The sequence below is a fragment of the Halorubrum sp. F4 genome, assembly GCF_027257195.1.
In the GTDB taxonomy this organism is placed as follows: domain Archaea; phylum Halobacteriota; class Halobacteria; order Halobacteriales; family Haloferacaceae; genus Halorubrum.
In genome coordinates this window covers 332,375-359,234 of sequence record NZ_JAPDFS010000002.1, presented here as the reverse complement: position 1 = coordinate 359,234, position 26,860 = coordinate 332,375, and the positions used below count along the sequence as shown (strand labels likewise).

The following is a 26,860-nucleotide window of genomic DNA, read 5'->3' as shown; positions in this document are numbered from 1 at the left end:
TCTCAACGGCGCATGACATGATTTATGAAGTAACTTACTATAGAGTAGTTTACCCAAGAGCAAATTACTTGTCGCCGAGGCGTGTACCATGTCGTATGAGTACCGATCTGGGAGCTACTGGGGGAATCGAATCCCGCGAACTCGTTCACTTCGTCACCCAACAGACGCGATTCGCGCTCATCAACAACATCCTCCAGCATCCCGACCAGCTCGCTTCGATGTACGAACTCGAGGAGCTCAACCCCAGCGTAAGCGATGCCACCGTCTACAAGCATATCCAGAAGCTTATCGACGCCGGCATCGTCAGGGAAGTCGCACTCGAGGACGACCAGCGCCGGCAGGGATATCCCTGGAAGTTCTACGGCCTTACGGAGGAGGGGCGAGATTTCCTCGAGAAACACGATCTCCTCGCCGCGGAAGAGACTCTCCAACGGATCTACGAGAGCATCTCGGAGAAGCCCGAAAAGATGATCAAATACGAGAACGCACCCCGCCCTGACGCTACGTGACGACCGCGGCCGCTACTCGCGCGGGACGAGGTGAACGTCGTCGCCGTGTTTGAACGCGAGTACTGAATCGGCGTCGTCGTCGACGAAGTCGGGATTCGGAACCGTCCGCGCCTCGTACGTCTTCGGGTCGAGCACCTGGATCGCTCGGTCGTCCTCGACGGTCACGACGGTCGTCTCCGCGGCGTCCTCCCGGCTCCCGAGCCGGGTCGCCTCCGGCGTCTCGCCCTCGTCGAACGCGGAGGCGTACTCCTCGCCGGTGGCGAGCCGGATCCCCTGGATCCGGCCGGAGACGCCGGTGACGAGCACCGGTCCGTCGCCGTCCTCGGGATCGAGTATCTCGCCCGGCGCGTACCTCGGGAGCCGGACCGCGAACGTCACGCGGTACACCTCGTTGCCGTCGCCGTCCTCCGTGACGAGCGTCGGGTACGACTCGAAACTCCCGCCCAGTTCCTCCGTGATCCGCGTCGCGACGTTCTGTGCGAGGCGGTTCGAGGAGACCTTCACGTCGGGGCCGTCGTCGGTCTCCTTCACCTCCGTGATGAACGCCTCGCGGTCGCCCTTCGCCTCCTGGTCGGCGACGTACGACTCGGCGATATCGAGCGCCTCGGCACGCTCCTCGACGGTCAACTCCCGACCGTCCGCGCGCACCTGGACCACGCCGGCGTAGTAGCCGCCGGCGATCCGGCCGCAGCGGTCGCAGGTCCCCCGTGACACCTTCACGGGGACGGTGACCTCCGACGAACGGAGCGTTCCGCGAACGACGCCCGAGAAGCGGCAGTGCATCCGGACCGTGTTCTCGTCGACCTGTTCGGGCTCGACGCCCCACTCGACGTCCTCGGCGGCGACGTGAACGCCGAGCGCCTCCGCGACCTCGTCGACCGCGACGTCGGTGTAGTCGCGGGCACCCACGTCCCGCCAGGACTCCCCGCGGCGGACCGCCCCGCAGCCCGAACAGACGAGCACCTCGATCCGGTCCGGCGCGTCCACCAGTTCGAAGTCCTCGAAGTAGCAGTCGTCACACAACAGCGCGTCCCGCCCCGTCGGATCGCCCGGTAGAGGGTCGCGACGCTCGGGGACGGCGTCGCCACACCGGGGACAGAACTCCCGCGACTCGCTCATGACTGCGGATACGGCGGTGAGCCGTTTAAGCGACCCGAACCGGACGTCGACACGGAACGGGAACGGACCGTCGGGTCGTCGGAACGCGGTCGATCCTCCGAAATCGTTTTTCGCCCGGACCGAGAACGGGCGTGTATGAGCGGCAACCCCGACGACGAACGGCTCGAGGAACTGCGCGAGAAGAAGATGCAGGAGCTGCAGGACCGAGCGGGCGAGGGCGGCGACGCCGCCGAGGCCCAACAGGAGGCCCAACAGCGCGCGGAGGCCCAACAGGAGGCGGTGCTCAAACAGTACCTGACCGACGGCGCGCGCCAGCGGCTCAACGCGGTCGAGATGTCGAAACCGGAGTTCGCCAAGAAGGTCAAACAGCAGGTCGCGTCGCTGGCACAGAGCGGCCGCGTCCAGGGACGTATCGACGAGGACCAGATGCGTGACCTGCTCAAGGAGCTCCAACCCGAACAGAAGAGCTTCGACATCCGGCGGCGGTAGATGGAGCTCGCGCTGCTGTACAGCGGGGGAAAGGACTCCTCGCTCGCCGCCGCCCTGCTCGACCGCTTTTACGACGTCCGGTGTGTGACCGGGAGCTTCGGGCTCACGGACGACTGGGAGCACGCCGAGCGCGCGGCCGCACAGATCGGCTTCCCGTTCGAGCGGATCGAACTCGACCGCGCGGTCGCCGAGGAGGCGGCGGAGCGCATGATCGCCGACGGCTACCCACGCAACGGGATCCAGCGGGTCCACGAGCACGCCCTCGAGACCATCGCCGAACGCGACGTCGACGCGATCGCCGACGGGAGTCGCCGGGACGACCGGGTTCCGACCGTCTCTCGCGCGCAAGCACAGAGCCTCGAGGACCGCCACGGCGTCGACTACATCTCGCCGCTCTCGGGGTTCGGGCGGCACGCGGTCGACCGGCTCGTCGAGGCGACCTTCGAGGTCGAGCAGGGCCCGAGCGAGGAGGTGCCGAAGGCGGACTACGAGGACGAACTGCGTGCACTCATCGCGGAGGAACACGGCGAGGAGACGGTCGCGGACGTGTTCCCGGACCACGACCAGACGTACGTCCGCGGACGGAACGACTGAGTGGGCGGACGAACGGGCGGTACTCGGAGCCGGAACGGCTTTCGGTTCGGGACGAGTACGTGGAGACATGGCATCCGACCGCGTCATCGACCTGCTCCGAAAGGCGTACGCCGACGAGATCGAGACGGTCATGAACTACCAGACGAACGCGATCGTCCTCGACGGCGTGCGGGCCGAGGAGATCAAAGAGAGCCTCAAGACGGACGTCCAGGAGGAGCTCGGCCACGCCGAGGAGCTCGGCCAGCGGCTCAAACAGCTCGACGCGCGCCCGCCGGGGTCCGCGGAGTTCACCGCCCGTCAGGACTCGCTTCAGCCGCCCGAGGACTCCACCGACGTGCTCGCCGTCATCGAGGGCGTGCTCGAGGCCGAGGAGGGGGCGATCGACACCTACCGGGACCTGATAGACGCCGCCGAGGAGGCGAACGACCCCGTGACCGAGGACCTCGCCGTGACGCTCCTCTCCGACGAGGAGGCCCACCGCACCGAGTTCCGCGGGTTCCAGAAGGAATACCGGAACCAGTAGCCCCGACTCGCCGTCACCGCTTCCGCTGCTTCCACCACCTCCACCGCTTCCACGCGCTCCCGAAAGGATGGTTTCAAGCGGGCGCTCGCCGAACCCGCGTCCATGTACGAGGGACTCAAAGGGTTTCGCGACTTCTACCCCGGGGAGCAGTCGGCCCGCCGGGAGGTGACCGACGCGATCGAGGGAGCGGCCGCGCGGTACGGCTTCCGCGAGGTCGCAACGCCCGCGCTCGAGCGGACGGAGATGTACGTCGACAAGTCCGGCGAGGAGATAGTCGACGAACTGTACGCCTTCGAGGACAAGGGCGGCCGCGAGGTGTCTCTCACGCCCGAACTCACGCCGACGGTCGCCCGGATGGTCGTCGCGAAGGGCCAGGAACTCTCGAAGCCGATCAAGTGGGTCTCCACCCGCCCGTTCTGGCGCTACGAACAGGTCCAGCAGGGCCGATTCCGCGAGTTCTACCAGACCAACATCGACGTCTTCGGCTCGTCCGCACCGGAGGCCGACGCCGAGGTGCTCGCGGTCGCCGCCGACGCGCTCACCGATCTCGGACTCACCGGCGACGACTTCGAGTTCCGCGTCTCCCACCGCGACGTGCTCGGCGGGCTCGTCCGTGCGCTCGCCGACGACCCCGACGGGGTCGACACGACGGCCGCGATCCGCGCGGTCGACAAGCGCGCGAAGGTGGACGACGGGGAGTACTTCGGCCTGCTGTCTGACGCCGGGCTCGACCGCGCGACCGCCCGGGAGTTCGACGACCTGATCACGGACGTGGACGCGCCCGAGGACCTCGACGCGGTCGCGGCGGCGGGCGACGACGCGGTCGAGGACGCCGTCGAGAACCTCCGGAACGTGCTCGCCGCCGCCGACGACTTCGGCGCTGGCGAGTTCTGTGAGATATCCCTGACGACCGCCCGCGGGCTCGACTACTACACCGGCGTCGTCTTCGAGTGTTTCGACTCCACCGGCGAGGTCTCCCGCTCCGTCTTCGGCGGCGGTCGCTACGACGACCTGATCGAGAGCTTCGGCGGGCAGCCCACCCCCGCGGTCGGGGTCGCGCCCGGTCACGCGACGCTCAAGCTGCTGTGTCAGCGCGCCGGCGTCTGGCCCGACGAGGCGCTCTCGACCGACTACTACGTCCTCTCCGTCGGCGACACCCGCCGGAAGGCGGCCGAGATCGCTCGCGACCTCCGGGCGCTCGACGACGACGCCGTGGTCGAGAGCGACGTCTCGGACCGCTCGTTCGGCGCGCAACTGGGCTACGCCGACTCGATCAACGCGGAGACCGTGGTCGTCGTCGGCGAGCGCGACCTCGCGAACGGCGAGGTGACCGTGAAGGACATGGAGAGCGGCGACGAGACGACCGCACCGGTCGAGGAGTTCCCGCCGGAGTCGGGTCTTCCCACCTACGACGACTACGAGTAGTCGGCAGCGGGAGATCGCGGCGTCAGTCGGCCCTCCGCATCATCCGGTCCTCCGCGTCACCCGATCGTCCGCGTCACAGGTGATCCCCGCACTCGCGACACCGGTCCGCGGTCGGGAGGTTTCGCGCGTCACAGTCGGGACACCAGCGGACGCCCGTCTCCGAGACGGTCGCGGTCGCGAGCACGTCCGCCGCCGACGGGTGTCGCGCCTCCTCGAGGACGCCGCGGTCGGCCAGCCGATCGATGAGGGCGTCGTCCCGGAGCCAGACGAGGAATCGCCAGAAGCTGAGAAAGAGGAGCGTCGGCGCGACTATCAACACTCCGGCTACGACCAGCCGAAACGCGAGTTCGGCCGCCGACGGGTCGGCCATGGTCCGGTTTGGGAGCCGATCACAATGGGCGTTTCGCGGACTCGTTCGAACCGACCGGCGTTCCGGTTCCGTCGAAGTCCCGACCCGGCCGCCGTCTCGCCTCGATCGCCGTCTCGCCTCGATCGTTACCTCGGATCGTCGTGAGCGGCCGCGACCGCCTCCGGAACGGCCGCGAGCGTCTCGACGGTCGCGGTCGGCTCGGTCCCGATCCGTTCGAACGGGTCGTTCGCCCGGTTCACCCAGACCGTCTCCATCCCCGCGCTCCCCGCGCCCGCGACGTCCCAGGCGTTTCCGGAGACGAGCCAGCAGTCGCCGATCGGCTCGTCGAGTTCGGCGGCCGCGGTCTCATAGACCGCGGGGGCGGGTTTGTACGTGCCGGCGGCGTCGGCACTGACGAGCGCGTCGAGCGCCTCGGAGAGCCCCGCGTTCGCCGCCAGCGTCGACAGCATCTCCGGGTTCCCGTTCGAGAGCACGGCGACGGTGTGGCCGGCCGACGAGAGCGTCTCGAGCGCGTCAGTTGCGCCCGGGAACGGCTCCAACTCCTCGTACGAGCCGAGGATCCGCTCTCTCGTCTCCGCGTCGGGCGCGAGGTCGTACCGGTCGAGCGCGAACGCGAGCGCGTCCCGCGTCACCGACCAGAAGGGTCGGTACGCCTCCATCAGCGCGAGCTGGTAGCTGTACCGGAGCTGTCTGGCGCGCCAGGTCGACTCCACCGCGTCGACGAGCGAGTCGGCGACGTCGAGCTCCCGGCGGAGCGTCCGCGTCACGCTCGCCGTGTCACAGAGCGTGCCGTACATGTCGAAACAGATCGCTGCCATACCGTCGCTTGGATCCCGGCCGGAAAGAAACCGCGGGGTATCCGCGATCCGCGTCGGATGACGCCGGGGTAGAGACGGCGGAGTGGAGATGAGGGGGTGGAGACGACGACGACGATGAGGACGGCCCGGTCACGCCCGCCGGATCCGGTCCAGCACCGTCGCCGTCGCGGACTCGTCGAACCGCATGGGCCGTCGCCACCAGGGCCCCTTCCCGGAGTCGCTCGAGAGTTCGGTCACGAGGTCGTTCGCGTCCGCGCCCGTAGCCGGTGTGCTCAAGGGGACCACGCGGTCGAAGAGCCCGGACTCGTCCGGGTCGCCGGCGACGACGACGCGTGCGTCGAAGGGGTCGCGTTTGAGATGGGCGTTCGTCGGGACGCCCTCGGCGGCCGCCTCGCGGTCGGGAGTCCCGAGCACGCGGTCGACCCGGAGCCCGGCGAACAGGTACGCGCCCCAGTCCGGTGCGAGGTCGTCGTCGACCAGGGCTCCATCGACGACAGCCGAGTCGCGATCGCCACCGCCGCCACCGCCACCGCCGCCGTCGGGATCCGGACCGTCCCAACCGGCCGGTCGGAGCGTGAACGTCGCGTAGAACAGCAGCCAGTCGCCCGGTTCGAGGTCGGCGATCGGCCCGGCCTTGACCGCGTAGGGATCGCCGTAGGTCGCGCGTTCGCGACCGTGAACGCCGGGGAACTCCGGGTCCATGTGGACCGGACGATCCCGGAGCGAGTCGGGAAGCGAGAAGGGGAGATCGCAGTCGGCGTACGTCGGGAGCGGCTCGTCGACCGGGAACCGCTCGCGCGGGAGCGTCGCGGCCGACTCCGGGATCGGGACGTACGCGAACGAGCCGTCGGGGTACACCGGTCCACGGAAGCCGAGCTCGTTGGTGTTGGCGGCGACGTTGACGGCGACGGCACGGGTCACGGACGAGTGAGGGGATCCGACTCGGTACGCTTACTCCGGCGTCCCCGTCGACCGAAGGTCGCGCTGGAACTCGTCGAAGCGGTCGAGGTCCTCGGGAAGCTCGTACTCGATCTCGCGCTCGTCGCTCCGGTCGGGGAGCCGGCCGTCCTCGAGCTCCTCGGCCGCGTCCTCCCAGCCGGGCTTCACGCGGATGCTGCGCGCGGGGGTGCCGACCGCGACGTGGTGGGCCGGGACGTCGCCCTGGACGACCGCGCGCGCGCCGACGACGCTGTTCTCTCCGATACGACAGCCGGCCCGCACCATCGCGTCGTAGGTGACGCGGGCGTCGTCGCCGATGGCGGTGTGGAAGTTCCGGACCGCGGTCTGGTCGACGAGGTCGTGGTCGTGGCTGTAGACGTGGACGCCGTCGGAGATCGACGCGCGGTCGCCGATCGTCAGCTTGCCGCGGTCGTCGAGGTGGACGTCGTCGTGGATCACGACGTTGTCGCCGATCTCGATGTTGTGGCCGTAGGTGAACGAGATCCCCTTGAAGAAGCGGCAGCCGTCGCCGCACTCCGCGAACAGGTGGTTCCCGAGCATCCGCCGGAACCGCAGCGCGAACTCGACGTTGTCGGCCATCGGCGTGGCGTCGAACTGCCGCCAGAGCCACTGGAGGTGTTTCGACCGCTGGAACGTCTCCTCGTCCTTTTCGGCGTAATACTCGGACTCGAGCGTGGCGTTACACGGGTCGTATCCCTGGAGTCGGACGCGCTCGGCCTTCGAGACGTCCTCGCCCGCCTGCCAGTCCTCCCACCGCTCGCGGTCGCCGTGGAGGTCGATCAGCGTGTCCCGAACGACGTCGCAGGTGTCCTCCGTCGAGGAGAGCCGGTCGTCCACCTCGTCGATGAACCCCTGGACCGACGCCTCCGCGTCGTCCGGCAGGGACACGTGTCGCTTTGTCATCGCCGATGGTTCGGCCGGGATCCTCAAATGGGTTCGGTTGTGCGACCCGGACGCCATCGTGCGACCGGGCCGTATTAATTCCCGCGGCGATCCTCACCGGTCGGCGGCGACCGCGTCGGATAAGTGCCCGCGCGCCCAACGCCGGCGTATGCAACACCGAGAACTCGGGACCTCCGGCGTCGAGGTGTCGGAGATCGGCTTCGGCGCGTGGGTCGTCGGGACGGACTGGTGGGGCGACCGCTCGGACGAGCAGGCGGTCGGAATGGTTCGGGACGCGCTCGACGCGGGGGTCACCTACGTCGACACCGGCGACGTGTACGGCCACGGCGAGTCCGAGCGGATCGTCGGGGAGGCGATCGCGGACCGCCGCGAGGAGGTCACGCTGGCGACGAAGATCGGCTACGACTTCTACGACAACCCGCAGGCGGGCCACGGCGAGCTCCCGAAGGAGCTGAACGAGGCGTACCTCCGCGAGGCGCTCGAGTCCTCGCTCGACCGGCTCGACACGGACTACGTCGACCTCCTCCAGTTACACAACGCCAACGTCGACGAGGTCACGCCCGAGGTCCGCGACCTCCTGCGCGAGTGGAAATCGGAGGGGCGCGTCCGGGCGCTCGGCTGGGCGCTGGGTCCCTCCATCGGCTGGCTCGCGGAGGGCGACGCCGCCGTCGAGTACGAGGAGTTCGACGCGGTCCAGACCGTCTTCAACCTCTTCGAGCAGGAGCCCGGCCGCCACTTCATCGACACGATCCGCGAGACGGGGTCCGACACTTCCGTCATCGCGCGCGTCCCGCACTCCTCCGGGCTGCTCAACGAGCAGGTGACGCCCGACACCGTTCTCGAGGACGGCGACCACCGCTCGCACCGCCCGACGGAGTGGTACGAGGCCGGCTGGGAGAAGGTCGAGGCGATCCGCTTCCTCGAGGAGCCCGACCACGCGGCGGGGACCCGAACCCTGAGTCAGGCGTCGATCCGTTGGCTGCTGGCCCACGACGAGGTCGCCTCGGTGACGCCCACGTTCCGCGACGGCGACGACATCGCGGAGTGGAGCGCCGCCAGCGACGTGGCCCCGATCTCCGAGGCCGAGTACGATCGGCTCGAGGAGCTGTACGCGCGGAACTTCGACATCGACCGCGACGACGGGATGGACGCGCTCCGGACCTCCGTCGACGGCGAGGACATCGCGGCCGCGGGCCTCGACAAGCGCGCCGCCTCGTACTGAGTCGGACGGGACGACGGACGGGCCCCGGAACGGGGCGCTCTTTCGGTTCGTCTGTTTTGTTACAGAATGGCTCTGTTGAAGTCCTTAGAGAGGGATATGTTCGTCTCCGCTGCGGTCAGTACAGATGACGCACGTCCCACCCGCTTCGCTCGTGACTCACAGCCAGTCCGGAGTAACGTACGTCACTGTATCCATCGCCTCTCGGTTGGGGAACGCTTCGATAATGCGTTGGATAATGTGATAGAGTTCGTGCGGGGAAAGCGACTGATCGGGGACGTAAAACACGCCACTGTGCGAGTCGGACGGCATCCGGACGAAGTCGTCGTCGCTGGTGACGATGAGACGATTCTCTTCGACGGCGTACCGGCGAATCGTGGTGTCGTCGACGCCCTCGCCTAACTCGCTCACGTCGACGACACGCTCTACGTCGTGGCCTGCCTTGTCGAGTTTGTCAGCCAGTGGTGCCGCGATGTTCTCGTCAAGCAGAAACGACACCTGCATATCTACGAGTCCGGCAGGTCTTCGGGCCCGGTGATGATTCTCGGGTCTTCCTCTGCGGCTTCGTGAAGCTCTCCGCGGCGTTCTTCGACCGCCCGCATCTCTTCGGGGTGGTCGTGATAGTACGCCAGTGCGTGGTAGACTTCCGAGGCGGTGAGGTCAAAGCGGTCCGCAACCGTCTGCGCGTCAAGGCCGCGCCCTTCGACCAGCGCGTGAACGTGACTCACGGTGATTCGTCGATCCCGAATGTGTGGTTCGTCGTGAATCTCCGACTCGTCACCTGAGACGACGGTAGTCATCTGCTTTGACATGGTGGATACTACCAATGCAGTGGTCTTCAGTCTTTGCCGGGACAGGGAGTCAGCCGCAGGTGCTTTGTGGGATACAGCCGAAGATCACCACCCACTTTCGTATTGGTTGGTCTACAAACGTAGCAACCGATACAGCTCAACTTGTACTGGCCGCAATCGGATCAGAACCCGTCGCCTTTCGAGGGTCACAACAGAGCGCTCAACGCGAATCGGAGCCAACGTTTCCCACTGTTCGCGACGTCGTCTCACGTCTCGAGGTGCTCGCTTCGCTCGCACCTCGCAACCGCTCAGTCCGCGTCGATCCGACAGCCGCCCGTGTAGTCGATCCCGTCGATCGTCTCGATCCCTCCCTCGCCACACACCGGACACTCCGGGTTCCGCTGGTAGGGCACGGTCTCGAAGGTCATGTCCATCGCGTCGTAGAACAACAGCCGCCCCTCGAGCGGCTCGCCCGTGTCGAGCAGGAGCTTGACCGCCTCCGTCGCCTGGATACAGCCGAGCGTCCCGGGGAGCACGCCGAGCACCCCGGTCGTCGCACAGTCGGGGACGGTCCCCGGCTCGGGCGCCTCCGGGAACAGACACCGGTAGCAGGGCCCGTCGGGGACGAGCGTCGTCGCCTGCCCCTCGAACTTGTAGATCGCGCCGTGCGCGACCGGCACCCCCTCGATCCGGGCGGCGTCGTTGACGACGTACCGCGTCCGGAAGTTGTCCGCGCAGTCGACGACGACGTCGTACCCACCGATCAGCTCACGGGCGTTGTCCACGTCGAGACGCGTCTCGTGGGTCTCCACCTCGATGTCGGGGTTGAGCCGGTCGACGAACCGCGCGGCCGACTCGACCTTGGGCTCGCCGACGTCGCTATCGCCGTGGATAACCTGCCGCTGGAGGTTCGAACGCTCGACCACGTCGTCGTCGACGATGCCGAGGGTGCCGACGCCGGCGGCCGCGAGGTACTGGATGACGGGCGCGCCGAGCCCGCCGGCCCCGAGGACGAGCGCGCTGCTCTCTAAGAGTCGCTTCTGGCCCTCCGGGCCGACCTCCTCCATGATGATGTGTCTGGAGTACCGGTCGAGCTGCGTGGAATCGAGGGAGAGGCTCATGCGTGGACGTGGGTGATGCTTCGGTATAACCGCTTTCCCGGCAGTACCGACGGCGGACCGTGACCGCAGAGAACCTCTCCAAAGCCCCAGTCGCTCGGCTATACGTATCTGATGACGTGACTCCCGAGAACAACGTCTCCAAAGCCCCAGCCGCGAGGAGCGCGCACGCTCGCTGTGCTCCTCGATCGCTCGTTTCACTCGCTCCCTGCGGTGTCGCCGGCGCTTTGCGCCGGCTGCTTGAGGGACCTCCGGTCCCTTTCTGCTTGCGTCGCCTGCGCGCTCCTCGCGGCTGCCCCTTTGAGTCCCACCCGAACCGCAACCGCACCTCACACCTCCCCAACCTCTCGGCAGCCGGGCCGGCACGGGACCGCACTGCAACTGCGCCGGCCCGGCCGCCTCCCTCGCGGGCTCCTCGCGCCCTGCCGGGCGCTCGGAGGCACGCCACCGCATCGAGTCGGTGGGGTGACCGGCAGCGTCACCACTGTTCGGTCGATAAACGAGAGAAGTCGGTCGTGTCGGATGCGGAGCGATCCGCGTCGACTCTACTTGCCCTGGCGGTCGTTTCCGGTGACCGACGGGCGGGTCTTCTCGGTTCCCTTGCCGCGTTTGCGCTGGCCGCGGCCCTTGGTGCCGGCGGAGGTGAGTCCGCGGAACGCGCGACCCTTGTGGTCGTCCGAGCAGATCCAGTTGAGCTGCTCGTCGTTCTCGATCGCGGGGTGAGCGGGATCGACCAGGATCACTTCGTGCCACTTCTGGGAGCCGTCCTCGCCGACCCAGTAGGAGTTGAGCACGCGCAGGTTGCGGTACTTCCGGGAGGCGCGCTCCTCCGCGATCCGCTGGATCGACTTGCGCCGCGAGAGCCGGTTGACGCCCTGCCGCTTCGAGCGACGGCCGGCCTTGTGGCGCTGCTTGCGCGAGCCGCCCTTGCGGACGCTCACGCGGGCAACGATCACGCCCTGTTTCGCCTTGTAGCCCAGCTCGCGGGCCTTGTCCAGTCGGGTGGGGCGCTCGATCCGCTCGATCGCGCCCTGGTCGCGCCAGTCCTGTTTGCGCTGCCACTGGAGTTCCGCGAGTTTCCCCTCGTCGGGGGACCGCCATGCGTCCTTGATGTGTGAGTAGAAGCTTCGTGCCATCGTTTATGTCCACGGACGCTTGCGATTCGGCCGGAACCCGGCCACATGTCGTCTCGTCCCGGGCGGGCGTTCGGCGTTCGAACCCCCGTCCGGCGGCGAGTGCCCGCTGGACGTCCGTACCAGCGAGTTACCGCTCACTTCCGCCCGTTCGATCATAAGGGCTTCGCTCCGTGGCGGGCGTGTCGACGACTCGCACGGTAGGACAGGATCGTCTCCCGCCACGATGGGGTGAGGTCGACTCGCGTGTGCCGGGATCACGGGGCGACCGTGCACTCGTCAGCGTTTTATATATTCTCCGGAGAATACTCGAGTATGCCCAAGATAAGCGTCGAGATCCCCGGAGAGCTGTTGTCGGACCTCGACGAGCACGTCGGCGACGACGGGAAGTTCGTGAATCGAAGCGACGCCGTCCGGGCGTCGATCCGCAAGACGCTCGACACTCTCGACGAGATCGACGCGCGCCACGGTCGACTGGAGGACGACGGTGACGCGGATGAGTAACGGATCGACGGACGCCGGAACTGAGCGACTCTTCGCGGTCGACCCGCTCTCCCGGCCGGCCGTGGCGGCGGTGGGGCTCGTGGCGCTGTTCGTCACCGCGCTCGCCACCGCGCAGGTCACCGCCGCGAAGGTGCTCGCGCTCTCGCTGCCGGTCGCGTTGCCGGTGGTCGGCCCCCAGATACTCCTTCCCGGTGCGGCGCTCGCGTACGCCGTCACCTTCTTCGCGTCCGACTGTCTGGCCGAACTGTACGGCCGCCGGACGGCCCAGGTCGTCGTCAACGTGGGGTTCGCGATGAACTTCGTCGTGCTCGCGTTGGTGTGGTCGACGCTCGCCGCGCCGGGCGTCGACCCCGAGGTCGCCGAGGCCTTCGGCATCGCGCTCGGGCCGACGACCAACGTCGTCGCCGGCAGCCTGCTGGCGTACGTCGTCAGCCAGAACGTCGACGTCGTGCTCTTTCACGCGATCCGCGACCGGACGGGAGTCGATCACCTCTGGCTTCGAAACCTCGCGTCGACCGCGACGAGCCAGGCGATAGACACGGTGATCTTCGTGTCGGTCGCGTTCCTCGTCGCCCCGACCCTCCTCGGCGTCGGGAACGCCCTGCCGTTAGGGGCAGTCGGCGCGCTGATCGCCGGCCAGTACCTCCTCAAGCTGCTGATCGCCGTGCTTGACACGCCGTTCGTCTACCTCGTCGTCGGCGCGGTCCGGGAGTAGCAACTCCATTGCGGGGACTCACGCGACCGCGAGCGCCCGCGGGACCGCCTCCGGGAGGGCGGTCGAAACGCGGTCGAACCGGTCGCCGCCGTCCGTCGTGCGATAGAGTCCGTGGTCGGCGAGCACCCATATTTCACCGTCGTCGGTTCCCGAAGCTAGAACTGCCCGGTAGGTTCCCTCGCCGGTCGGGACGCCCCGGTCGTCGAGCCGTTCCCAGGCTGCCGCGTTCGCGTTTTCGTCCCCCTCGATCCCTGCCGCCTCGCGTTCTCCCACCTGCCGCCGATACAGGTAGGCATCGCCCCGTCGGTGGGCGGCGTTCGCGCCGCTGGCGGCGCTGGCGAGAACGCGGTCGGGGTCGCCGGGATCGACGGCGAGCCCCCAGACGTAGCCGTGATCGAGGCCGTCGCCGACGACCTCGAAGGACTCCCCTCGGTCGTCGCTCTCGGCGTAGCCGTCGCCAGCGGCGACGTACACCCGATCCGGGGCGGCCGGGTGGGTCGCGATCGTGTGGGTGTCACGTCGCGATCCGGGCGGTCGATCGGTCCACGTGTCGCCGCCGTCGGACGTGACGACGAGCGCCCCGGCCTCGATCCCGACGTACCACCGCTCCGGGTCGTCGGGACAGGGTTCGATCCACCGGACGTGATGGGTGTCCGGACGGGGCGGGAACGACCACTCCGACGCGGAGGGAACGTCGGTCAGCCCGGGGACGCGCTCGATCGACGTGCCGCCGTCGGCCGTCCGGTACAGTCGTGAGGGCTCGGTCCCGGCCCACGCCTCCGCCGGGTCGTGCGGGCTGACCGAGAGCGCGGTGACCGCGTCCGGGCCGGTTCCGTCCGGCCCGAGCGTATCGGCAGCGATCCGCTCGAACGACTCGCCCGCGTCGACCGAGCGGTACAGGCCGTCGTCGAACGTTCCCGCGAACACGCGCTCGGGGACGTCCCGGTGGACCGCCACGCACTCCACGCGACGCCCGTCGAGACGGTTCTCGACGCGTCCCGTGTCCGTGTCGACGACGCGGAGGCCGTCGGGGTAGGCCGCGTACGCGTTCATGCGTAGTGGTACCGCTCGACAGTACATAAACGTGGACGGCCAGAGCGGCGACGATGCGGGCGGCGCAAGAGACTTATCGACCGAGAGCGTGGTAAGAATACGCATGGATCTCCGCGTACAGGGGGACGTTCCCCCCGACCCGTTTCTCGGCGCCGCCGACCTGTTCGAAACCGAGTTCTCGCTCGAGGATCCCGTCTACGTCAAGGTTCGAGACGACCCCGACGAGCGGACGTGGGCCGGTCACTACGCCGACCACCACGTCCTCAACGTCTCCCGACGCGCCGCCACGAGCGCGATGGCCCGCGAGCTCGCGGTTCACGAGCTCTCGCACATGGCCCGGTACGAGGAGGGCCACGCCTCACACGTCCAGTCGACCGAGGAGGCGCTGTACCTCGGGCTCGCGGGCGAGACCGTCGAGCGGCGCAAACTCGCGCACTGCTATCAGATCGCGAACCACATGAAGGACATCTACGCCGACGACATCACGCTCTCGGTCGCGCCCGCCGACAAACTGGTCGGGTTCCTCGAGTCGACGCTGGCGGCCGCCGTCGCGGACCGGCCGGACCCGAACCGGGCCGGGTCGCCGCCGGTGACTGCCGGGGCCGACCCCGACATCACCGCGGTGAACGCGGCGTTCGCGCTGGCGCTGGTCGAGCGACACGACCTCGCCGAGCCGAGCCACCGCCTGTACGACCTCGCGCGTGCAGCCGGGAGCGACGCCGCGGACGTCGACGTCGAGGGATTCAAGCGGCGGTTCCTCGATCTCGGGCCCGATCCCACTGAAAGCGCGTATCGGAAGGCGCTCGTCTCGGCCGCGCGAGCGTACGCGGTGTGAACGGAGGTGCTGGATACGTCGGCGAGAATCTCGACGGGCCGGTCACTCCGGCTCGTCGACCGGGAGCCCCTCCGGGTCGGCGTCGGCGGGCTCGTCGGGGGCCGCCTCGGCCTCGTCGAGGACGGTGACGCGCGCCTTCATGATCCGGGTGTTGTCGACGCGCTCGATGCGGATCCGGATGCCGTCGAACTCGATCTGTTCGCCCTCCTCGACGAGCCGACCCGCGCGGTTGAACACGAATCCGGCGAGCGTCTCGAACTCCTCGCCCTCCGGGAGGTCGATGCCGAGCATCTCGTTGACCTCGTCGATGTTGACCTCTCCCTGCACGAACGCGACGTTCTCCTCGAGGAACTCGATCGGCTCGGGCTCGTCGCCCTCCAGGATGTCGCCGACGATCTCCTCGACCATGTCCTCCAGGGTGATGATCCCCTCCGTCGTTCCGAACTCGTCGATCACGATCACCATCTGGAGGCGGTTGTCCTGCATCTCCGCCAACAGCTCGTCGGCGTTCTTCGACTCGGGGACGTGAAGGGTGGGCTTGACCACCCGCTCGAGGGAGGGCTCGCCCTCGGAGTAGTGCAGCTCGCGGACCAGGTCGCGGACGCTGATGATGCCGACGATGTTGTCGAGGTTGCCGTCGTAGACGGGGACGCGCTCGTGGTCGGCGTGGACGCACTTCTGGATCGCCTCCTCGACGGTCGCCTGCTTCGCGACGGCGGTGACGTCGAGGCGGGGCGTCATCACCTCCTTGGCGATGGTGTTGTTGAACCGGAAGATGCGGTCGAGCATCTCGCGTTCCTCCTCCTCGATGACGCCCTCCTGTTCGCCCGTCTCGATGATGTCCTGTATCTCGTCGCGCGTGACGTACGTCGACTCGATGGCCGCCGAGCCCCCGATCACCGTGTTGATCGCCTGAACGATGCGATCGAAGACGACGACGAGCGGGTACAGCGCGTACTCCGAGAACTTCAGCGGGCGGGCGATCCGGAGCGCCCACGACTCGGTGTTCTCGACCGCGTAGGACTTCGGGGCGCTCTCGCCGAAGACCAACACCAGCGTCGTAATGCCGAACGTCGTCGCCAGCACGGCCTGCCCCCGCGAGAGGTAGATCCCGAACAGCGCGGTCGCGATTGAGGTCATCGCCACGTTGACGATGTTGTTCCCGACGAGGATGGTCACCAACAGCCGGTGGGGGTTCTCCTTCATGCTGCGGATCGTCTTCGCCCCCGGAACGCCCTCGTCGACGAGGCTGTCGACGCGGTGTTGCGGCAGCGAAAACATCGCGATCTCCGACGAGGAGAAGAACCCCGAGAGGGCGATCAGAAGGATGATCGCGAGGACCCCGAGGAGGGTCACGGTGTTCTGTCCCGGTACCGGCACCTGTAGCAGGCCGGCTGTCAGTACGGTTGACGACAAGCCCATTCTCGTTTTTCTTCTGGGGGCACGTAGTTAAAGGGTTACCTTCGACGAGTGTGGTCTCGGCCGTGGCGGGTCGGGGACCGAACCGTCGTGCCGTGAGGGGGCGAGAGCCGAACCGTCGTGCCGTGAGGGGGCGAGAGCCGAATCGTCGTGCCGCGGCCGACACGGTTACCCTTCCCGCGGCCGAAACGGGACGCATGACGGACCCACAGATCACCCTGTACCGGCTCCAGGCGTGCCCGTACTGCGAGCGGGTCGTACGGACGCTCGACCGTCTCGGCATCGAGTACCGGTCCCGCTACGTCGAGCCGATGCACTCCGAGCGGAACGTCGTCAAGCGCGTCTCGGGCGCGCGGAGCGTTCCGGCGATCGTCGACCGGGAGACGGGCGTGACCATGTCCGAGAGCGCCAACATCGTGGAGTACCTAGAGGGAACCTACGACGTGGAGGCGGGTGCGTAATGCCGGAGTTCGACGTCGTCGAGCTGCCCGAGACGGACCACGTGACGGCGGGCGAGACGGCTCCCGAGTTCACCCGGTCGCTCGTCGGCGAGGAGTTCTGGGAGGACCGCTCGCTCTCGGCCGTGGTCGGCGGGCCGACGCTGCTCGTCTTCCACCCGATGGACGGCGCGTTCCAGACGACGTACGTCTACAACGAGATCGACGACCGCGGCTGGGCCGACACGCTTCCCGTGTACGGCGTCTCGATCTCCTCGCCGTACGAGCACAAGGACCTGCTCGCCGAGCGCGGCGACGGCGTCCGGGTCTTCTCGGACCCGAGTGCATCCGTCGTCGAGGCGTACGGCGTCGGTCACGACATCGACGGGATGGCGGGGATCACGGAGGCGCGCCCGGCCGTCTTCCTGCTCGACTCCGACCGCGTCGTCCGGTACGCCTGGGTCGGCAGCGAGCATCCCTCGTTCCCCGACTACGACGCGGTGGAGGCGGCGATCGACGACCTCCTCGAGTGAGGGCCCGGATCGCCTCGAGTGCGGACCCGACCGTCCGTGATGCGGACCTCCTCGTACGGTCCCGGAGCAGTGCGTTTCGATCGATCTGACCCGCTATCCTTTTTCGGTCCCGTCGTCTACGTCGATCCGTGACCGACGACGCCGACACGGGGGACGAGGACCGCCGACTCGACGCCGGAGATCGCCGACTCGATGCCGACGGGGCCGGCCGCGTCGACCGCGAGACCCTCCGGCGGGCCGCGGACGCGGTCGCGTCCGGCGGCCTCGTCGTCTACCCGACGGAGACGGTGTACGGGCTGGGTGCGGACGCCCTCGACGCGAGCGCGGTCGAGCGGGTGTTCGAGACCAAGGGCCGCGACCGCGACGATCCGCTCTCGCTCGGCGTCGCGAGCGTCGACGCCGCGTTGGGACACACCCGGCCGACCGCGCTCGCGACGGCGTTCATGCGGGCGTTCCTCCCGGGTCCGGTGACGGTCGTCGTCGAACGGGACCCGGCCGTTCCCGACGTGCTGACCGGCGGCCGCGACCGCGTCGGCGTGCGCGTCCCCGACCATCCGATCGCCCGTGTGCTCTTGGAGGAGACGGGACCGCTCACCGCCACCAGCGCGAACGTCTCCGGAAACGGGAGCGTCACCCGTGTCGCGGACCTCGACGAGCGCGTGCGCGACCGGGCCGCGGTCGTGATCGACGGCGGCGAGACGTCCGGCGCCGAGAGCACGGTCGTCGACCCCGAACACGGCGAGATACACCGGCGCGGCGCGATGGCCGGCGCGGTCGAGGCGTGGCTCGCGGACCCGCCGGTGTGAGGTCGGGAGGACGGCGGGAAGGCTAGCGGACGGTGGAAAGGGCGAAAAAGGATTCAGACGGGGGTTCCGGTTAGACCGAGAGGTCGCCCTTCGCTTTGATCACGTCGAGCGCCTCGGCGTCGACGGTGTCGACGTCGAGCCAGTGGGGGACGTACTCGCGTTTCTCGTAGGCCTCTCGCTCGTCGCGGGTGCCCACGGTACACCAGAGTTGCGGCTCGTCGGGGCCGTGCCACCCGCCCTGCGTGCTGATCCCGAAACAGATCAGCTCCTCGCCCTCGTACTCGATGATCGCGTCCCGACGGATGCCGGGGTCACCGCGGACGATGAGGTGTTGCATGTCTCGGCGTTGGCGGGTTCATCGCTTAATCGCTTCGGTACGGACGATCGGTCAGGGGGTGCGGAACCGGAACGCACTCGAAACGGTCGAACGCTGGATCGTCGCATTCGGGATCGTCACGTCCGATATCGATCCCTCCCGTGACTCGTCCCGCTCGAACGGTCGAGACCGGTGGATCCTCACACCTCATCGTCCAGATCGAATCGGTATAGAAAAACATACGATCATATATACTCCGAATATAATCATCTATCAGGAACCAAATCGGGATAGATAATGATAATCGTCTATCCTGTCGAAAATCGTTAAGTGAGCCGGGAGCGGAGGGAAGGGTAGAGAACGCGAGCGTCCATCGGACGGCTCGTCGACCACCGACCATGTCAGCAGACATCGACCCCGACGCGAACCGCCACGGAGCAGAGCCGACCGTCCGGACTCCCGAGGGAACGGGACTCGACGCGGTCGATCGTGACCACGACGACGAGGGCGTGAGCGCCCCGACTCCCGTCGACGAACCGGACGCCGACGCGGATCCGGTCCCGGCCGCCGGGCTCTTCGAACGAGTGCTGGTCGTCACCGACGGCGCCGAGACCGGCGAGACGGCGGTCGAGACGGGGATCGACCTCGCGGCCGCACACGGCGCGACCGTGGATGCGCTGTACGTCGTCGACACGACCGAGGCGTGGGACATGGTCGTCGAGCGTCGCGAACGCGAGGGCGAAGCCGCGGTCGAGGCCGCCGAGGCCCGCGGCCGCGAGCGCGGCGTCGACGTCGAGAAGTGGTTCCGGTACGGCACCGCCCACGAGGAGGTGCTCGACTTCGCCGACGCCCACGACGTCGACCTCGTCGTCCTCGGTTCGGCCCGGCGGACCGGGCTCGAGCGGCTCGTCCGTCCCGAACCGCTCCCGACGCGGGTCCAACGCGACGGGTCGGTCCCGGTGTTGGTGGTCGGCGTCGACGAAGTCTGATAAAACGCCGGTGGTGGGTGGTGAACATCGGGAGCTCCGACAACATCTCGATCCAGGAGCTGGCCGAGACGGTGCGGGATCAGCTCGCGCCCGAGTTGGAGATCGAGTACGAATCCGCGCGACAGACTGACGCCGAGCATACGCACGCGTCGGTGGCGAAGGCGAACGAGGTGATCGATACGAACCCTCGCGGACGATCACAGAGGGCGTCAGTGAATTCATCGAGTGGTACGAACGAAATCGGGACTGGTACGAGCCGCTCGCCAGGTCATCGTAAATTGGAAATCGGCCTCAGTCGAGATAGTACTCGACTGTACGCTCGAGTCCCTCCTCAAACGTGTTCTCGGGTTCCCATCCGAGTGCTTCGATCTTCTCGATTTCAAGCGCGTAGCGCTGATCGTGGCCGGCCCGATCGTCAACGAACTCGATCAGTTCGTCATCGGCCCCGACGGCCTCGAGGATCGCTTCGGTGACTTCGAGGTTCGTCTTCTCGGCGTGGGATCCAATATTGTATATTTCACCGACATCTCCCTCTCGGAGAACTAGATCGAGGGCTCGGCAGTTATCCTCGACGTAGATCCACTCGCGGACGTTCGACCCGTCTCCGTACACCGGGAGTGTCTCGCCGGCAGCGGCGTTTCGAATGAACTTCGGAATGAGTTTTTCCGGATGCTGGCGAGGACCGAAGTTGTTACAGGTTCGAGTGATGAGAACGGGGAGATCGTGAGTCGTTCGATAACTCCTCGCTAGGAGGTCGGCACCTGCTTTGGTGGCTGCGTAAGGGTTCCGAGGGTCGAGCCGATCCTCTTCTGAGAACTTCCCGTCGAGTATCTGTCCGTATACTTCGTCAGTCGAGATCTGGAGGAACTTGTCGATGTCCGCGTCATTGGCAGCATCGAGAAGCGTCTGTGTCCCCTGAACGTTGGTCGAAACGAACGGCTTCGCGCCCTTTATCGAGCGATCGACGTGTGACTCCGCGGCGAAGTTGACGACTGCGTCGACGTCCTCGATGAGTTCGCTGACGAGTTCTCGATCGCGGATATTCCCCTCTACGAACGTGTGTCGTGGGTCGTCGAGAACGCCATCGAGGTTGTCCTGGGAGCCGGCATACGTCAACGCATCGAGGGTAACGACTTCGTCGTCATCGTGTTCGCTGAGGACGTGATGTACGAAGTTCGATCCGATGAAGCCAGCTCCACCAGTGACGAGAATAAGCATATGTGGGCTACTATGCGGCACCTAATTACAGTTCTGTTGGAACGCTCCCGTATGCGACTGCTCGTCGTCGGAGCTAACGACGTTCTCAACGGGGAAGTGCCCGATGAACTCACGGAGTCTGTACGACGAACTGGCGAAACAGAATCCGGTACAAGAGTACGGCAAGTTGAAGCTGGTAGGGGAACGATCGTACGAGGGGAAAATCCATCCGCGTTGATCCCGAGACCACCTTTCGTGCGGGGTATTCACCGTATTACGGGAAGCTAACGGAATTTCTGTCCTGGGTCCACGATCAGTTGTAGAGTAGTTATTTGACCACTAAGAGAGTTGAGGAAGTACTCAATCGCCCCCAATCGACGTCGTCCGCAGACGTTGACGCGATCTGGAGTCCCGTGGAGTAGACTAGATCTGGTACTGTTCTTTGTATTCGAGGAAGTGATTTCGTGCGTCTTCGGGGAGATCCGTGAAGCGAAGCACCTCCTCACAGTCGAGGCCCGGACACTTCATCACCCGGTTGTCCTCAAGTTCGTTCGCCGCGATGACGGTGCCACAGGCCGAGCAGGTGTGTGTGATGATTCGCATCGTTAGAGTTTGAGCTGGGAGTTCTCTCCGACGACGAGCCGTCGTCCCTCCGGGAGCAGTTCGTCGGCGCTCTCGACGTTTGCGTTGCGTCCAAGTAGGCTGTCGACGATCCGGCCATTTGCGGTGATCTCCGAGCCGCCAATGACGACGCTGTTCTCTATATGGATGCCCTCCAACGTCGAGTTCGCACCGATAGACGTGTATGGACCGACGTATGTTCCGGATTTGATGGTCGTGTTCTCCGCGATCGAAACCGGACCGCGGACGACCGCACCGTCTTCGATAACTGCCGACTCGGCAAGTTCGATGCGACCATCGGTCTCTGCGCCTTCCTCGATAACGCCGATCATCTTCAGGTCTTTATCCCCGAGGACGAGCCGGTTTGCCTCGAGGATGTCCTCGGGTTTTCCAGTGTCCTTCCACCAGCCTGTGACAACGTGCGAGTCGATAGCGTGTCCATCATCGAGGAGCAACTGGATCGCGTCAGTGATTTCGAGCTCTCCTCGCCACGACGGCTCCAAGCGATCGATTACGTCGAAGACAGTGGGTGAGAAGACGTACATCCCGATCAGTGCCAGATTACTCGGTGGGTCGTCGGGTTTCTCGACGAGCCGTGTCACCGTGCCTTGCTCGTCGACGTCAGCGACTCCGAAGGCTTCCGGGTTCGATACCTCCTGAAGGGCGATCCCAGCCCCATAATCACCTGTTTTGAAGCTCTCGAGGAGATCAGAGACACCGTGGCGGAGCATGTTGTCACCGAGGTACACTACAAAGTCACTGTCGTCGACAAACTCACGAGCACAACCGACTGCGTGAGCTAACCCGACCGGGTTCCCCTGTACAATATACGTGATATCAACTCCGTATTTCGAGCCATCACCCAGAAGTTCTTGAATTTCCTCGCGACCCTTATGCCCTAGAACCACACCAATTTCAGTGATACCGGCCGCTTCCAGATCCTCGATCGCATATTCGATTACGGGCTTGTTTGCGACCGGAACCAGTTGTTTCGGACCCGTATGCGTGATCGGTCGCAACCTGGATCCGGTGCCTCCGGAGAGTAAGACGCCCTTCATTCCTGCGTGAACGGACTGACCTCTGGGTGAAAGATGTTTTGGAGCATTGATGTTAGCTGGCAACACACAGATCCAGAGGATCTGTCGGATTCGCAACTTGAGCGTGAAGTCATATGAAGTACTGTGAGAGATATCGCATGGGACACCGAAGAAACGAGGCTTATTTGATACCAGGTCATGAATCCGGATAGTAGTGCTTGACTGGCTTCGCGCGATATATGATCGGCTTACGGCTGGTGGGTCAACGGAAGCGCAAGCCGTTCAGAGTGGTGTCTGGGTAACCGCGATCAACGTCGGTGACAGAGTGCTACAGCTGCTGAAAGTCATCATTCTCGCGAGGTTACTTTCTCCGGAGGCTTTTGGGCTACTTGGTATTGCCCTAGTTGCGATCGCAGCATTACAGCAGTTTTCGAACCTCGGATTTGAGGAGGCACTGATCCATCACGAGGAGGAAAATGTCGACGTGTATCTCAATACTGCATGGGTTATCAAAATCATTCGCGGCGCAGTGATATTTATTATTGCGTTTCTTACAGCTCCTAGCCTTGCGGCGTTCTTCGGCGAACCGCAAGCCGAGCCTCTCATCCAACTCCTTGGCTTCACGCCGTTGATCCTCGGTGTACAGAATCCGGCGGTGATGTACTTCCGGAAGCACCTCAACTTCCATCGAGAGTTCGTGTATCAAGTCGGTGGTCGACTGATCGATCTACTGGTCGCGGTCACTATCGCAGTCGTGTTTCAGAGTGTCTGGGCACTCCCGGCGGGTATCGTGGCGATGAATCTCGCGAAAGCTGCGATATCTTACGGAATTCACGAGTACCGGCCACGTATCGAGTTCGATCTCGAGCTTGGCCGAGATATGTTCGACTTCGGGAAATGGATGTTCGTTTCCTCGATTCTCGTCTTCATTACAGGCCAAGGAGATGATGCCTTCGTAGGGTGGTACTTTACTGCGACCACATTGGGATTCTACCAAATCGCATATCGGATTTCTAACGCTCCCGCAACGGAGGTCACTTCAGTGATATCGCGAGTTGCTTTCCCGGCTTTTTCCAAAGTCCAGAATGATACTGTACGGCTACGAGAGGGATATCTCCGAACACTACAGTTGGGAACAGTGATCTCGTTCCCCATGGCTGCCGGTATCGCAGCAGTTGCTCCCTATTTCGTTCATGTGGCATTCGGAAACGAATGGAGACCGATGGTACCGTTAATTCAGGTATTAGCAATCTGGGGAGGAATCAGGTCCTTTGGTGCGACTGTGGGACCAATATATAAGTCAATTGGTCGACCAGATATTGAAGTAAAATTACAGGCTACGAAAGTAATTATCGGATCAGTTAGCATATTTCCGGTCGCCGAGTACTTTGGAGTGACAGGCGTGGCTACTCTCCTAGTCTGTCTACCCCTGCTTACGAACCCAATCCATCAATATATGTTAATGACGATTCTTGAAACAGACATTCGAACACTCCTAAAGCCCGCTGTTTACCCTTTTATTGGGAGTGTCCTGATGTACATCGCGGTAACTCGGGTTTCAGGTTTAGTTTCCATGAATGCCCTCAGCCTGACATTGTTAATAGCTATAGGAGTCATTATTTACAGTTCAGTCATATACATAATTGACATATTAACCGACTACGAGATGAGGATTTTACTCAAGGATGTATCCGAATCAATCTGATTCTTGTGAAATTAAGTCTGATTCGATGAAAAATTCAACTCCAAATGCCTTCTCAACTACTCAAGATATCCTAGATCCTGTAGGCGGTCGTTTACATCCTGACTCGCTGCCTCATGAGCAGCACTACTGGCGGTCTCGCTCGGATCCACGAACGAGACCTCTCGTTGAGCTACATCTGATTCCGCATCGTAGAGATCGGCGGCAACTGACCCAGACATGTCCTCAGGAACGGGCTCGCCGAGAAGATGGAGAATCGTTGGCGCAAGATCGTAGAGATACGGTGTCTTGATGCCCTCCTCGTCCGCAAAGGAGGGGCCCGCCGCAATAACGATGCCTTCAGGAGCATTGTCCGCGAGAACTCCGTGAGGCGGCCCAAATACTGTATCCTCGGCACCCGAGTGCTGATTTTTCACCTCGAAGCCGTTGTTCCAGCGGACCAGCAAGTCTGGGGCATCATCGCGAAGCGGCGATCCATAGACATCCTCGGCGGTGACGACCTCGTCAAGGATGCGTCGTCCAGATTCAGGGTCGGTCACGGTACGTAACTCAGCCGCAAGCTGGTCGCGGAACTCGGAGTCATCATCAAGGATATAGACAGGACCCTGGGGGAGGGCGACCGCCCGCGAAGTCGAAAAATCGATACGGTCCTCGTAGTCTCCAGCGTCGAGCAGGCTTGGACCAGATCCAATAACGAACTCCCGGATGGATTTGGGGAGGAAGCGACTGACTTGGTCGGAGATGCCGAGCGCGTCAGTTATCCGCTTGGCCACATCAACGAGAGAGCGGGCGTCGTCTGCGTCGGCGACCTCGAGATAACCTTTCTGTTCGAGCCACGCGTTCAGATAGAACACTTGGTCAACCTCGTGGAGACCGTGATCGGAGTGGATGATGACGTCGTCGCCATCGTCGATGAGGTTTCCGAGTCGGTCATCAATAGTCTCCCAGAGCTGTTTGACCGCGGGCGCGTCCCAAGCCTTGTGTTGCATCACGTTGATATAGAAGAGAGTGAAATTCAGAACGTCCGGGTCATGCTCTTTGAGGAGCCACTCGGCGACATCGAATCGCTGCCGGATCATTCCATCGAAATCCGCGACGATGTCGGGGTCGGTTGCGGTGTCGACATTCGGGTATTCCTTAGGATGGAGCTGGTAGTCGAACCGGTCTTCGAGTGTGTCAGCAAGCCCGGCGGGATACGTGTAGTTATCGGGGTTAGCGAATGGACCACCCGCGATAAAGTGGCCGTTGACCTCCTGTGGTGGTGAGTTGAGTGGGACGCCCATCACAGCGACGTCGTAGCCAGCGTCGGACAGCCGTTCCCAGTAGCATTCGTCGGTGAGTGGGAGTTGGTCGGCACCAAGGAATTCTTCGGTGTCGCGGTTGAGTTGCCGCCACCAGTACACCCCAATATCGTCGGGGGTTTTGCCGGTGGCGTAGCACCGCCAGGCAGGACTCGTGACAGGTGGTGTGGTGCTCTCCAATTCACCCGACAAACCGTTGTTGATAATTCGCTCTAGAGCGGGCAGATCGGGTAGCCAGTTGTCGAGGAGCGTCCAAGTAGCGCCGTCAAATCCGAGTACTATCGTGGTGATAGTGATCGCCTCTAGTAGAGATTACATCTGGCGTGATTTAAAAAGAGCCATGATTGTCTGGCGTCAGGAGGAAGTACAATCAACTATCCTGTGAGACACGAGCGTAGGCTGCCGATATGATGTAGAGACAGTTGTTATTTATATCGGCAGTATCGAATGATGTGGTACGCAGCAAGGACCAATGCTTCAACAAATATACGACGCTCTTCCTACCATCTTACAACCTGTGGCGAAGCACACCTATCAGTCCGCGTGGACAGTATATGAATCTGCGTACTATACAGTGTATCCGGGTAAGCAGCGGCCAGCAGCGTTACACAGCTCGTTTGTCGACTCGTGTTTCGACTCAACTAATGAGTACCAATCGTACCGTGATGAGTTCTTCAACGGGCCCGCCAAGGAGTATCTGGAGGAGGCGCGCCGCGAGTACGATCGTCTCGGTGGTGATGGACAATTCGGCGGCACGGACCTCGATACTGGTGCGGCACTATATGCACTCGTCCGAAAGTACCAACCGGAGACGATCGTTGAGACGGGGGTCTGTAACGGGTGTTCAACACTTTTCTTATTGTTAGCACTACACGAAAATCAGACGGGACAGTTGTATTCGATAGACTATCCGTTTTACGCGGATGAATCGCTAGCCGAATTCAAATCCGAAACGTTTGATGGCTATGGTGGGGCCGCTATTCCATCGGACCGCGATCCAGGCTGGATTATACCGGACGATCTACGCACCCGTTGGACTCTTCGCCTTGGAAAGGCCCAAGAGGAGCTGCCGCGACTCCTCGACGAGTTACCGCCTGTCGAATTCTTCATTCATGACTCTGAACATTCCGCCCCGTGTATGATGATGGAGTTCGAGTTAGCATGGACACATCTCGCTGAGGGTGGATGGATTCTCTCCGATGATATAGACTGGAATGACGCTTGGAGAATATTCACGCAGGTACGTGAACCTCATCAAGTCGGTCAAATAGAACCGTCTATGGGGTACCTACGAACCTCGTTGAAACAACACTGAAAAACCAAGTGAGCGTGTCATAGAGTCTATCTCATGGCCACTCAGAGTCGGGATCGTTTCCTCGTTCGTAGTTGGTGATTAGGGTGTCATAGAACGGTTTGCATGGCTT

The 26,860-nt window shown here is 64.2% G+C and carries 31 protein-coding genes and 1 pseudogene; 16 read left to right on the top strand and 16 right to left on the bottom strand.

All coding sequences use genetic code 11. From position 1 onward, the window contains the following. Nucleotides 1-95 precede the first annotated feature (95 nt). A complete protein-coding gene (locus tag OKW78_RS06570) occupies nt 96-509 on the top strand; it encodes a MarR family transcriptional regulator (RefSeq protein WP_281194400.1) in 414 nt (137 codons plus the stop codon). Nucleotides 510-521: 12 nt separating this feature from the next. On the opposite strand, the gene OKW78_RS06565 is transcribed toward OKW78_RS06570, so the two are convergent. Next, a complete protein-coding gene (locus OKW78_RS06565; RefSeq protein WP_281194399.1) occupies nt 522-1,628 on the bottom strand; it encodes a 60S ribosomal export protein NMD3 in 1,107 nt (368 codons plus the stop codon). 135 nt (nt 1,629-1,763) lie between these two features. Between OKW78_RS06565 and OKW78_RS06560 the strand changes: the two genes are divergently transcribed. From OKW78_RS06560 to hisS, 4 genes are all read left to right on the top strand, one after another. After that, nucleotides 1,764-2,117, top strand: coding sequence for a DNA-binding protein (locus OKW78_RS06560; RefSeq protein ID WP_122104505.1), 354 nt, complete (start codon nt 1,764-1,766; stop codon nt 2,115-2,117). Next, on the top strand, nt 2,118-2,711 hold the full coding sequence (locus tag OKW78_RS06555; RefSeq protein WP_281194398.1) for an asparagine synthase-related protein: 594 nt from the start codon (nt 2,118-2,120) through the stop codon (nt 2,709-2,711). A 67-nt stretch (nt 2,712-2,778) separates the two neighbouring features. Beyond that, entirely contained in the window at nt 2,779-3,234 is a 456-nt protein-coding gene (locus OKW78_RS06550) for a ferritin-like domain-containing protein (protein WP_281194397.1), read from the top strand. 102 nt (nt 3,235-3,336) lie between these two features. Beyond that, nucleotides 3,337-4,659, top strand: coding sequence for a histidine--tRNA ligase (gene hisS, locus OKW78_RS06545; RefSeq protein WP_281194396.1), 1,323 nt, complete (start codon nt 3,337-3,339; stop codon nt 4,657-4,659). Between the two features lie 73 nt (nt 4,660-4,732). Here hisS and OKW78_RS06540 read toward each other — a convergent pair whose 3' ends face one another. The 4 genes from OKW78_RS06540 to OKW78_RS06525 form a co-directional block, all read right to left on the bottom strand. After that, the gene (locus tag OKW78_RS06540) at nt 4,733-5,029 is read right to left on the bottom strand and encodes a hypothetical protein (protein ID WP_281194395.1); all 297 of its coding nucleotides are present in this window, start codon (nt 5,027-5,029) and stop codon (nt 4,733-4,735) included. Between the two features lie 125 nt (nt 5,030-5,154). Further along, nucleotides 5,155-5,847: a haloacid dehalogenase type II gene (locus tag OKW78_RS06535; RefSeq protein ID WP_281194394.1), complete on the bottom strand. Its 693-nt coding sequence runs from the start codon at nt 5,845-5,847 to the stop codon at nt 5,155-5,157. Between the two features lie 129 nt (nt 5,848-5,976). Beyond that, a complete protein-coding gene (locus tag OKW78_RS06530; RefSeq protein ID WP_281194393.1) occupies nt 5,977-6,768 on the bottom strand; it encodes a hypothetical protein in 792 nt (263 codons plus the stop codon). 30 nt (nt 6,769-6,798) lie between these two features. Continuing rightward, nucleotides 6,799-7,710: an acyltransferase gene (locus tag OKW78_RS06525; RefSeq protein WP_281194392.1), complete on the bottom strand. Its 912-nt coding sequence runs from the start codon at nt 7,708-7,710 to the stop codon at nt 6,799-6,801. Between the two features lie 148 nt (nt 7,711-7,858). On the opposite strand from OKW78_RS06525, the gene OKW78_RS06520 reads away from it, so the two are divergent. Continuing rightward, a complete protein-coding gene (locus tag OKW78_RS06520; protein ID WP_281194391.1) occupies nt 7,859-8,932 on the top strand; it encodes an aldo/keto reductase in 1,074 nt (357 codons plus the stop codon). 156 nt (nt 8,933-9,088) lie between these two features. Here OKW78_RS06520 and OKW78_RS06515 read toward each other — a convergent pair whose 3' ends face one another. The 4 genes from OKW78_RS06515 to OKW78_RS06500 all read right to left on the bottom strand — a co-directional run bounded on the left by OKW78_RS06515 (nt 9,089) and on the right by OKW78_RS06500 (nt 11,974). Next, the gene (locus OKW78_RS06515) at nt 9,089-9,433 is read right to left on the bottom strand and encodes a DUF5615 family PIN-like protein (protein ID WP_122104513.1); all 345 of its coding nucleotides are present in this window, start codon (nt 9,431-9,433) and stop codon (nt 9,089-9,091) included. A 2-nt stretch (nt 9,434-9,435) separates the two neighbouring features. Next, the gene (locus OKW78_RS06510; RefSeq protein WP_122104514.1) at nt 9,436-9,741 is read right to left on the bottom strand and encodes a DUF433 domain-containing protein; all 306 of its coding nucleotides are present in this window, start codon (nt 9,739-9,741) and stop codon (nt 9,436-9,438) included. A gap of 287 nt (nt 9,742-10,028) precedes the next feature. Continuing rightward, nucleotides 10,029-10,841 carry a molybdopterin-synthase adenylyltransferase MoeB gene (locus tag OKW78_RS06505; protein ID WP_281194390.1) on the bottom strand — a complete coding sequence of 271 codons (813 nt, stop codon included), beginning with the start codon at nt 10,839-10,841 and terminating at the stop codon, nt 10,029-10,031. A gap of 542 nt (nt 10,842-11,383) precedes the next feature. Continuing rightward, complete coding sequence (locus tag OKW78_RS06500; RefSeq protein ID WP_122106910.1) at nt 11,384-11,974, bottom strand: 50S ribosomal protein L15e; 591 nt, start codon at nt 11,972-11,974, stop codon at nt 11,384-11,386. 312 nt (nt 11,975-12,286) lie between these two features. Here OKW78_RS06500 and OKW78_RS06495 point away from each other — a divergent pair, with 312 nt between their 5' ends. Then, a complete protein-coding gene (locus OKW78_RS06495; protein WP_122106911.1) occupies nt 12,287-12,475 on the top strand; it encodes a type II toxin-antitoxin system ParD family antitoxin in 189 nt (62 codons plus the stop codon). Further along, nucleotides 12,468-13,190 (top strand): queuosine precursor transporter, encoded by a 723-nt coding sequence (locus tag OKW78_RS06490; RefSeq protein ID WP_281194389.1) that lies wholly within the window; start codon nt 12,468-12,470, stop codon nt 13,188-13,190. The genes OKW78_RS06495 and OKW78_RS06490 overlap by 8 nt, the downstream gene beginning before the upstream one ends. Nucleotides 13,191-13,208: 18 nt before the next feature. Here the strand turns inward: OKW78_RS06490 and OKW78_RS06485 are convergent, their stop codons facing one another. After that, entirely contained in the window at nt 13,209-14,243 is a 1,035-nt protein-coding gene (locus OKW78_RS06485; protein ID WP_281194388.1) for a hypothetical protein, read from the bottom strand. A 103-nt stretch (nt 14,244-14,346) separates the two neighbouring features. On the opposite strand from OKW78_RS06485, the gene OKW78_RS06480 reads away from it, so the two are divergent. Continuing rightward, entirely contained in the window at nt 14,347-15,078 is a 732-nt protein-coding gene (locus tag OKW78_RS06480) for a DUF5781 family protein (protein WP_122106913.1), read from the top strand. Between the two features lie 42 nt (nt 15,079-15,120). On the opposite strand, the gene OKW78_RS06475 is transcribed toward OKW78_RS06480, so the two are convergent. Continuing rightward, nucleotides 15,121-16,500, bottom strand: a complete 1,380-nt coding sequence (locus tag OKW78_RS06475) for a hemolysin family protein (protein ID WP_281194387.1) — start codon at nt 16,498-16,500, stop codon at nt 15,121-15,123. 194 nt (nt 16,501-16,694) lie between these two features. Here OKW78_RS06475 and OKW78_RS06470 point away from each other — a divergent pair, with 194 nt between their 5' ends. The 3 genes from OKW78_RS06470 to OKW78_RS06460 all read left to right on the top strand — a co-directional run bounded on the left by OKW78_RS06470 (nt 16,695) and on the right by OKW78_RS06460 (nt 18,273). After that, nucleotides 16,695-16,958, top strand: coding sequence for a glutaredoxin (locus OKW78_RS06470; protein ID WP_281194386.1), 264 nt, complete (start codon nt 16,695-16,697; stop codon nt 16,956-16,958). Then, entirely contained in the window at nt 16,958-17,467 is a 510-nt protein-coding gene (locus OKW78_RS06465; protein ID WP_281194385.1) for a redoxin domain-containing protein, read from the top strand. Before OKW78_RS06470 ends, OKW78_RS06465 begins: the two co-directional genes overlap by 1 nt. 128 nt (nt 17,468-17,595) lie before the next feature. Further along, nucleotides 17,596-18,273 (top strand): L-threonylcarbamoyladenylate synthase, encoded by a 678-nt coding sequence (locus tag OKW78_RS06460; RefSeq protein WP_281194384.1) that lies wholly within the window; start codon nt 17,596-17,598, stop codon nt 18,271-18,273. A 70-nt stretch (nt 18,274-18,343) separates the two neighbouring features. On the opposite strand, the gene OKW78_RS06455 is transcribed toward OKW78_RS06460, so the two are convergent. Beyond that, nucleotides 18,344-18,610 carry an HAH_0734 family protein gene (locus OKW78_RS06455; protein WP_122106917.1) on the bottom strand — a complete coding sequence of 89 codons (267 nt, stop codon included), beginning with the start codon at nt 18,608-18,610 and terminating at the stop codon, nt 18,344-18,346. A gap of 377 nt (nt 18,611-18,987) precedes the next feature. Between OKW78_RS06455 and OKW78_RS06450 the strand changes: the two genes are divergently transcribed. Then, nucleotides 18,988-19,578 carry a universal stress protein gene (locus OKW78_RS06450; protein WP_281194383.1) on the top strand — a complete coding sequence of 197 codons (591 nt, stop codon included), beginning with the start codon at nt 18,988-18,990 and terminating at the stop codon, nt 19,576-19,578. Between the two features lie 17 nt (nt 19,579-19,595). Further along, nucleotides 19,596-19,855, top strand: a pseudogene (locus OKW78_RS06445) (UDP-glucose 4-epimerase); the annotation flags it as partial. A gap of 14 nt (nt 19,856-19,869) precedes the next feature. Here the strand turns inward: OKW78_RS06445 and rfbB are convergent. From rfbB to OKW78_RS06430, 3 genes are all read right to left on the bottom strand, one after another. Continuing rightward, on the bottom strand, nt 19,870-20,796 hold the full coding sequence (gene rfbB, locus OKW78_RS06440) for a dTDP-glucose 4,6-dehydratase (protein ID WP_281194382.1): 927 nt from the start codon (nt 20,794-20,796) through the stop codon (nt 19,870-19,872). Between the two features lie 402 nt (nt 20,797-21,198). Continuing rightward, nucleotides 21,199-21,378, bottom strand: a complete 180-nt coding sequence (locus OKW78_RS06435; protein ID WP_281194381.1) for a hypothetical protein — start codon at nt 21,376-21,378, stop codon at nt 21,199-21,201. Nucleotides 21,379-21,380: 2 nt separating this feature from the next. Then, nucleotides 21,381-22,454 (bottom strand): glucose-1-phosphate thymidylyltransferase, encoded by a 1,074-nt coding sequence (locus OKW78_RS06430; RefSeq protein WP_281194380.1) that lies wholly within the window; start codon nt 22,452-22,454, stop codon nt 21,381-21,383. A 193-nt stretch (nt 22,455-22,647) separates the two neighbouring features. Between OKW78_RS06430 and OKW78_RS06425 the strand changes: the two genes are divergently transcribed. Next, nucleotides 22,648-24,138 (top strand): lipopolysaccharide biosynthesis protein, encoded by a 1,491-nt coding sequence (locus OKW78_RS06425; RefSeq protein WP_281194379.1) that lies wholly within the window; start codon nt 22,648-22,650, stop codon nt 24,136-24,138. Nucleotides 24,139-24,194: 56 nt separating this feature from the next. Here the strand turns inward: OKW78_RS06425 and OKW78_RS06420 are convergent, their stop codons facing one another. Beyond that, on the bottom strand, nt 24,195-25,718 hold the full coding sequence (locus OKW78_RS06420) for an alkaline phosphatase family protein (RefSeq protein WP_281194732.1): 1,524 nt from the start codon (nt 25,716-25,718) through the stop codon (nt 24,195-24,197). A 235-nt stretch (nt 25,719-25,953) separates the two neighbouring features. On the opposite strand from OKW78_RS06420, the gene OKW78_RS06415 reads away from it, so the two are divergent. Beyond that, entirely contained in the window at nt 25,954-26,751 is a 798-nt protein-coding gene (locus OKW78_RS06415; RefSeq protein WP_281194378.1) for a class I SAM-dependent methyltransferase, read from the top strand. Nucleotides 26,752-26,860: the final 109 nt, after the last annotated feature.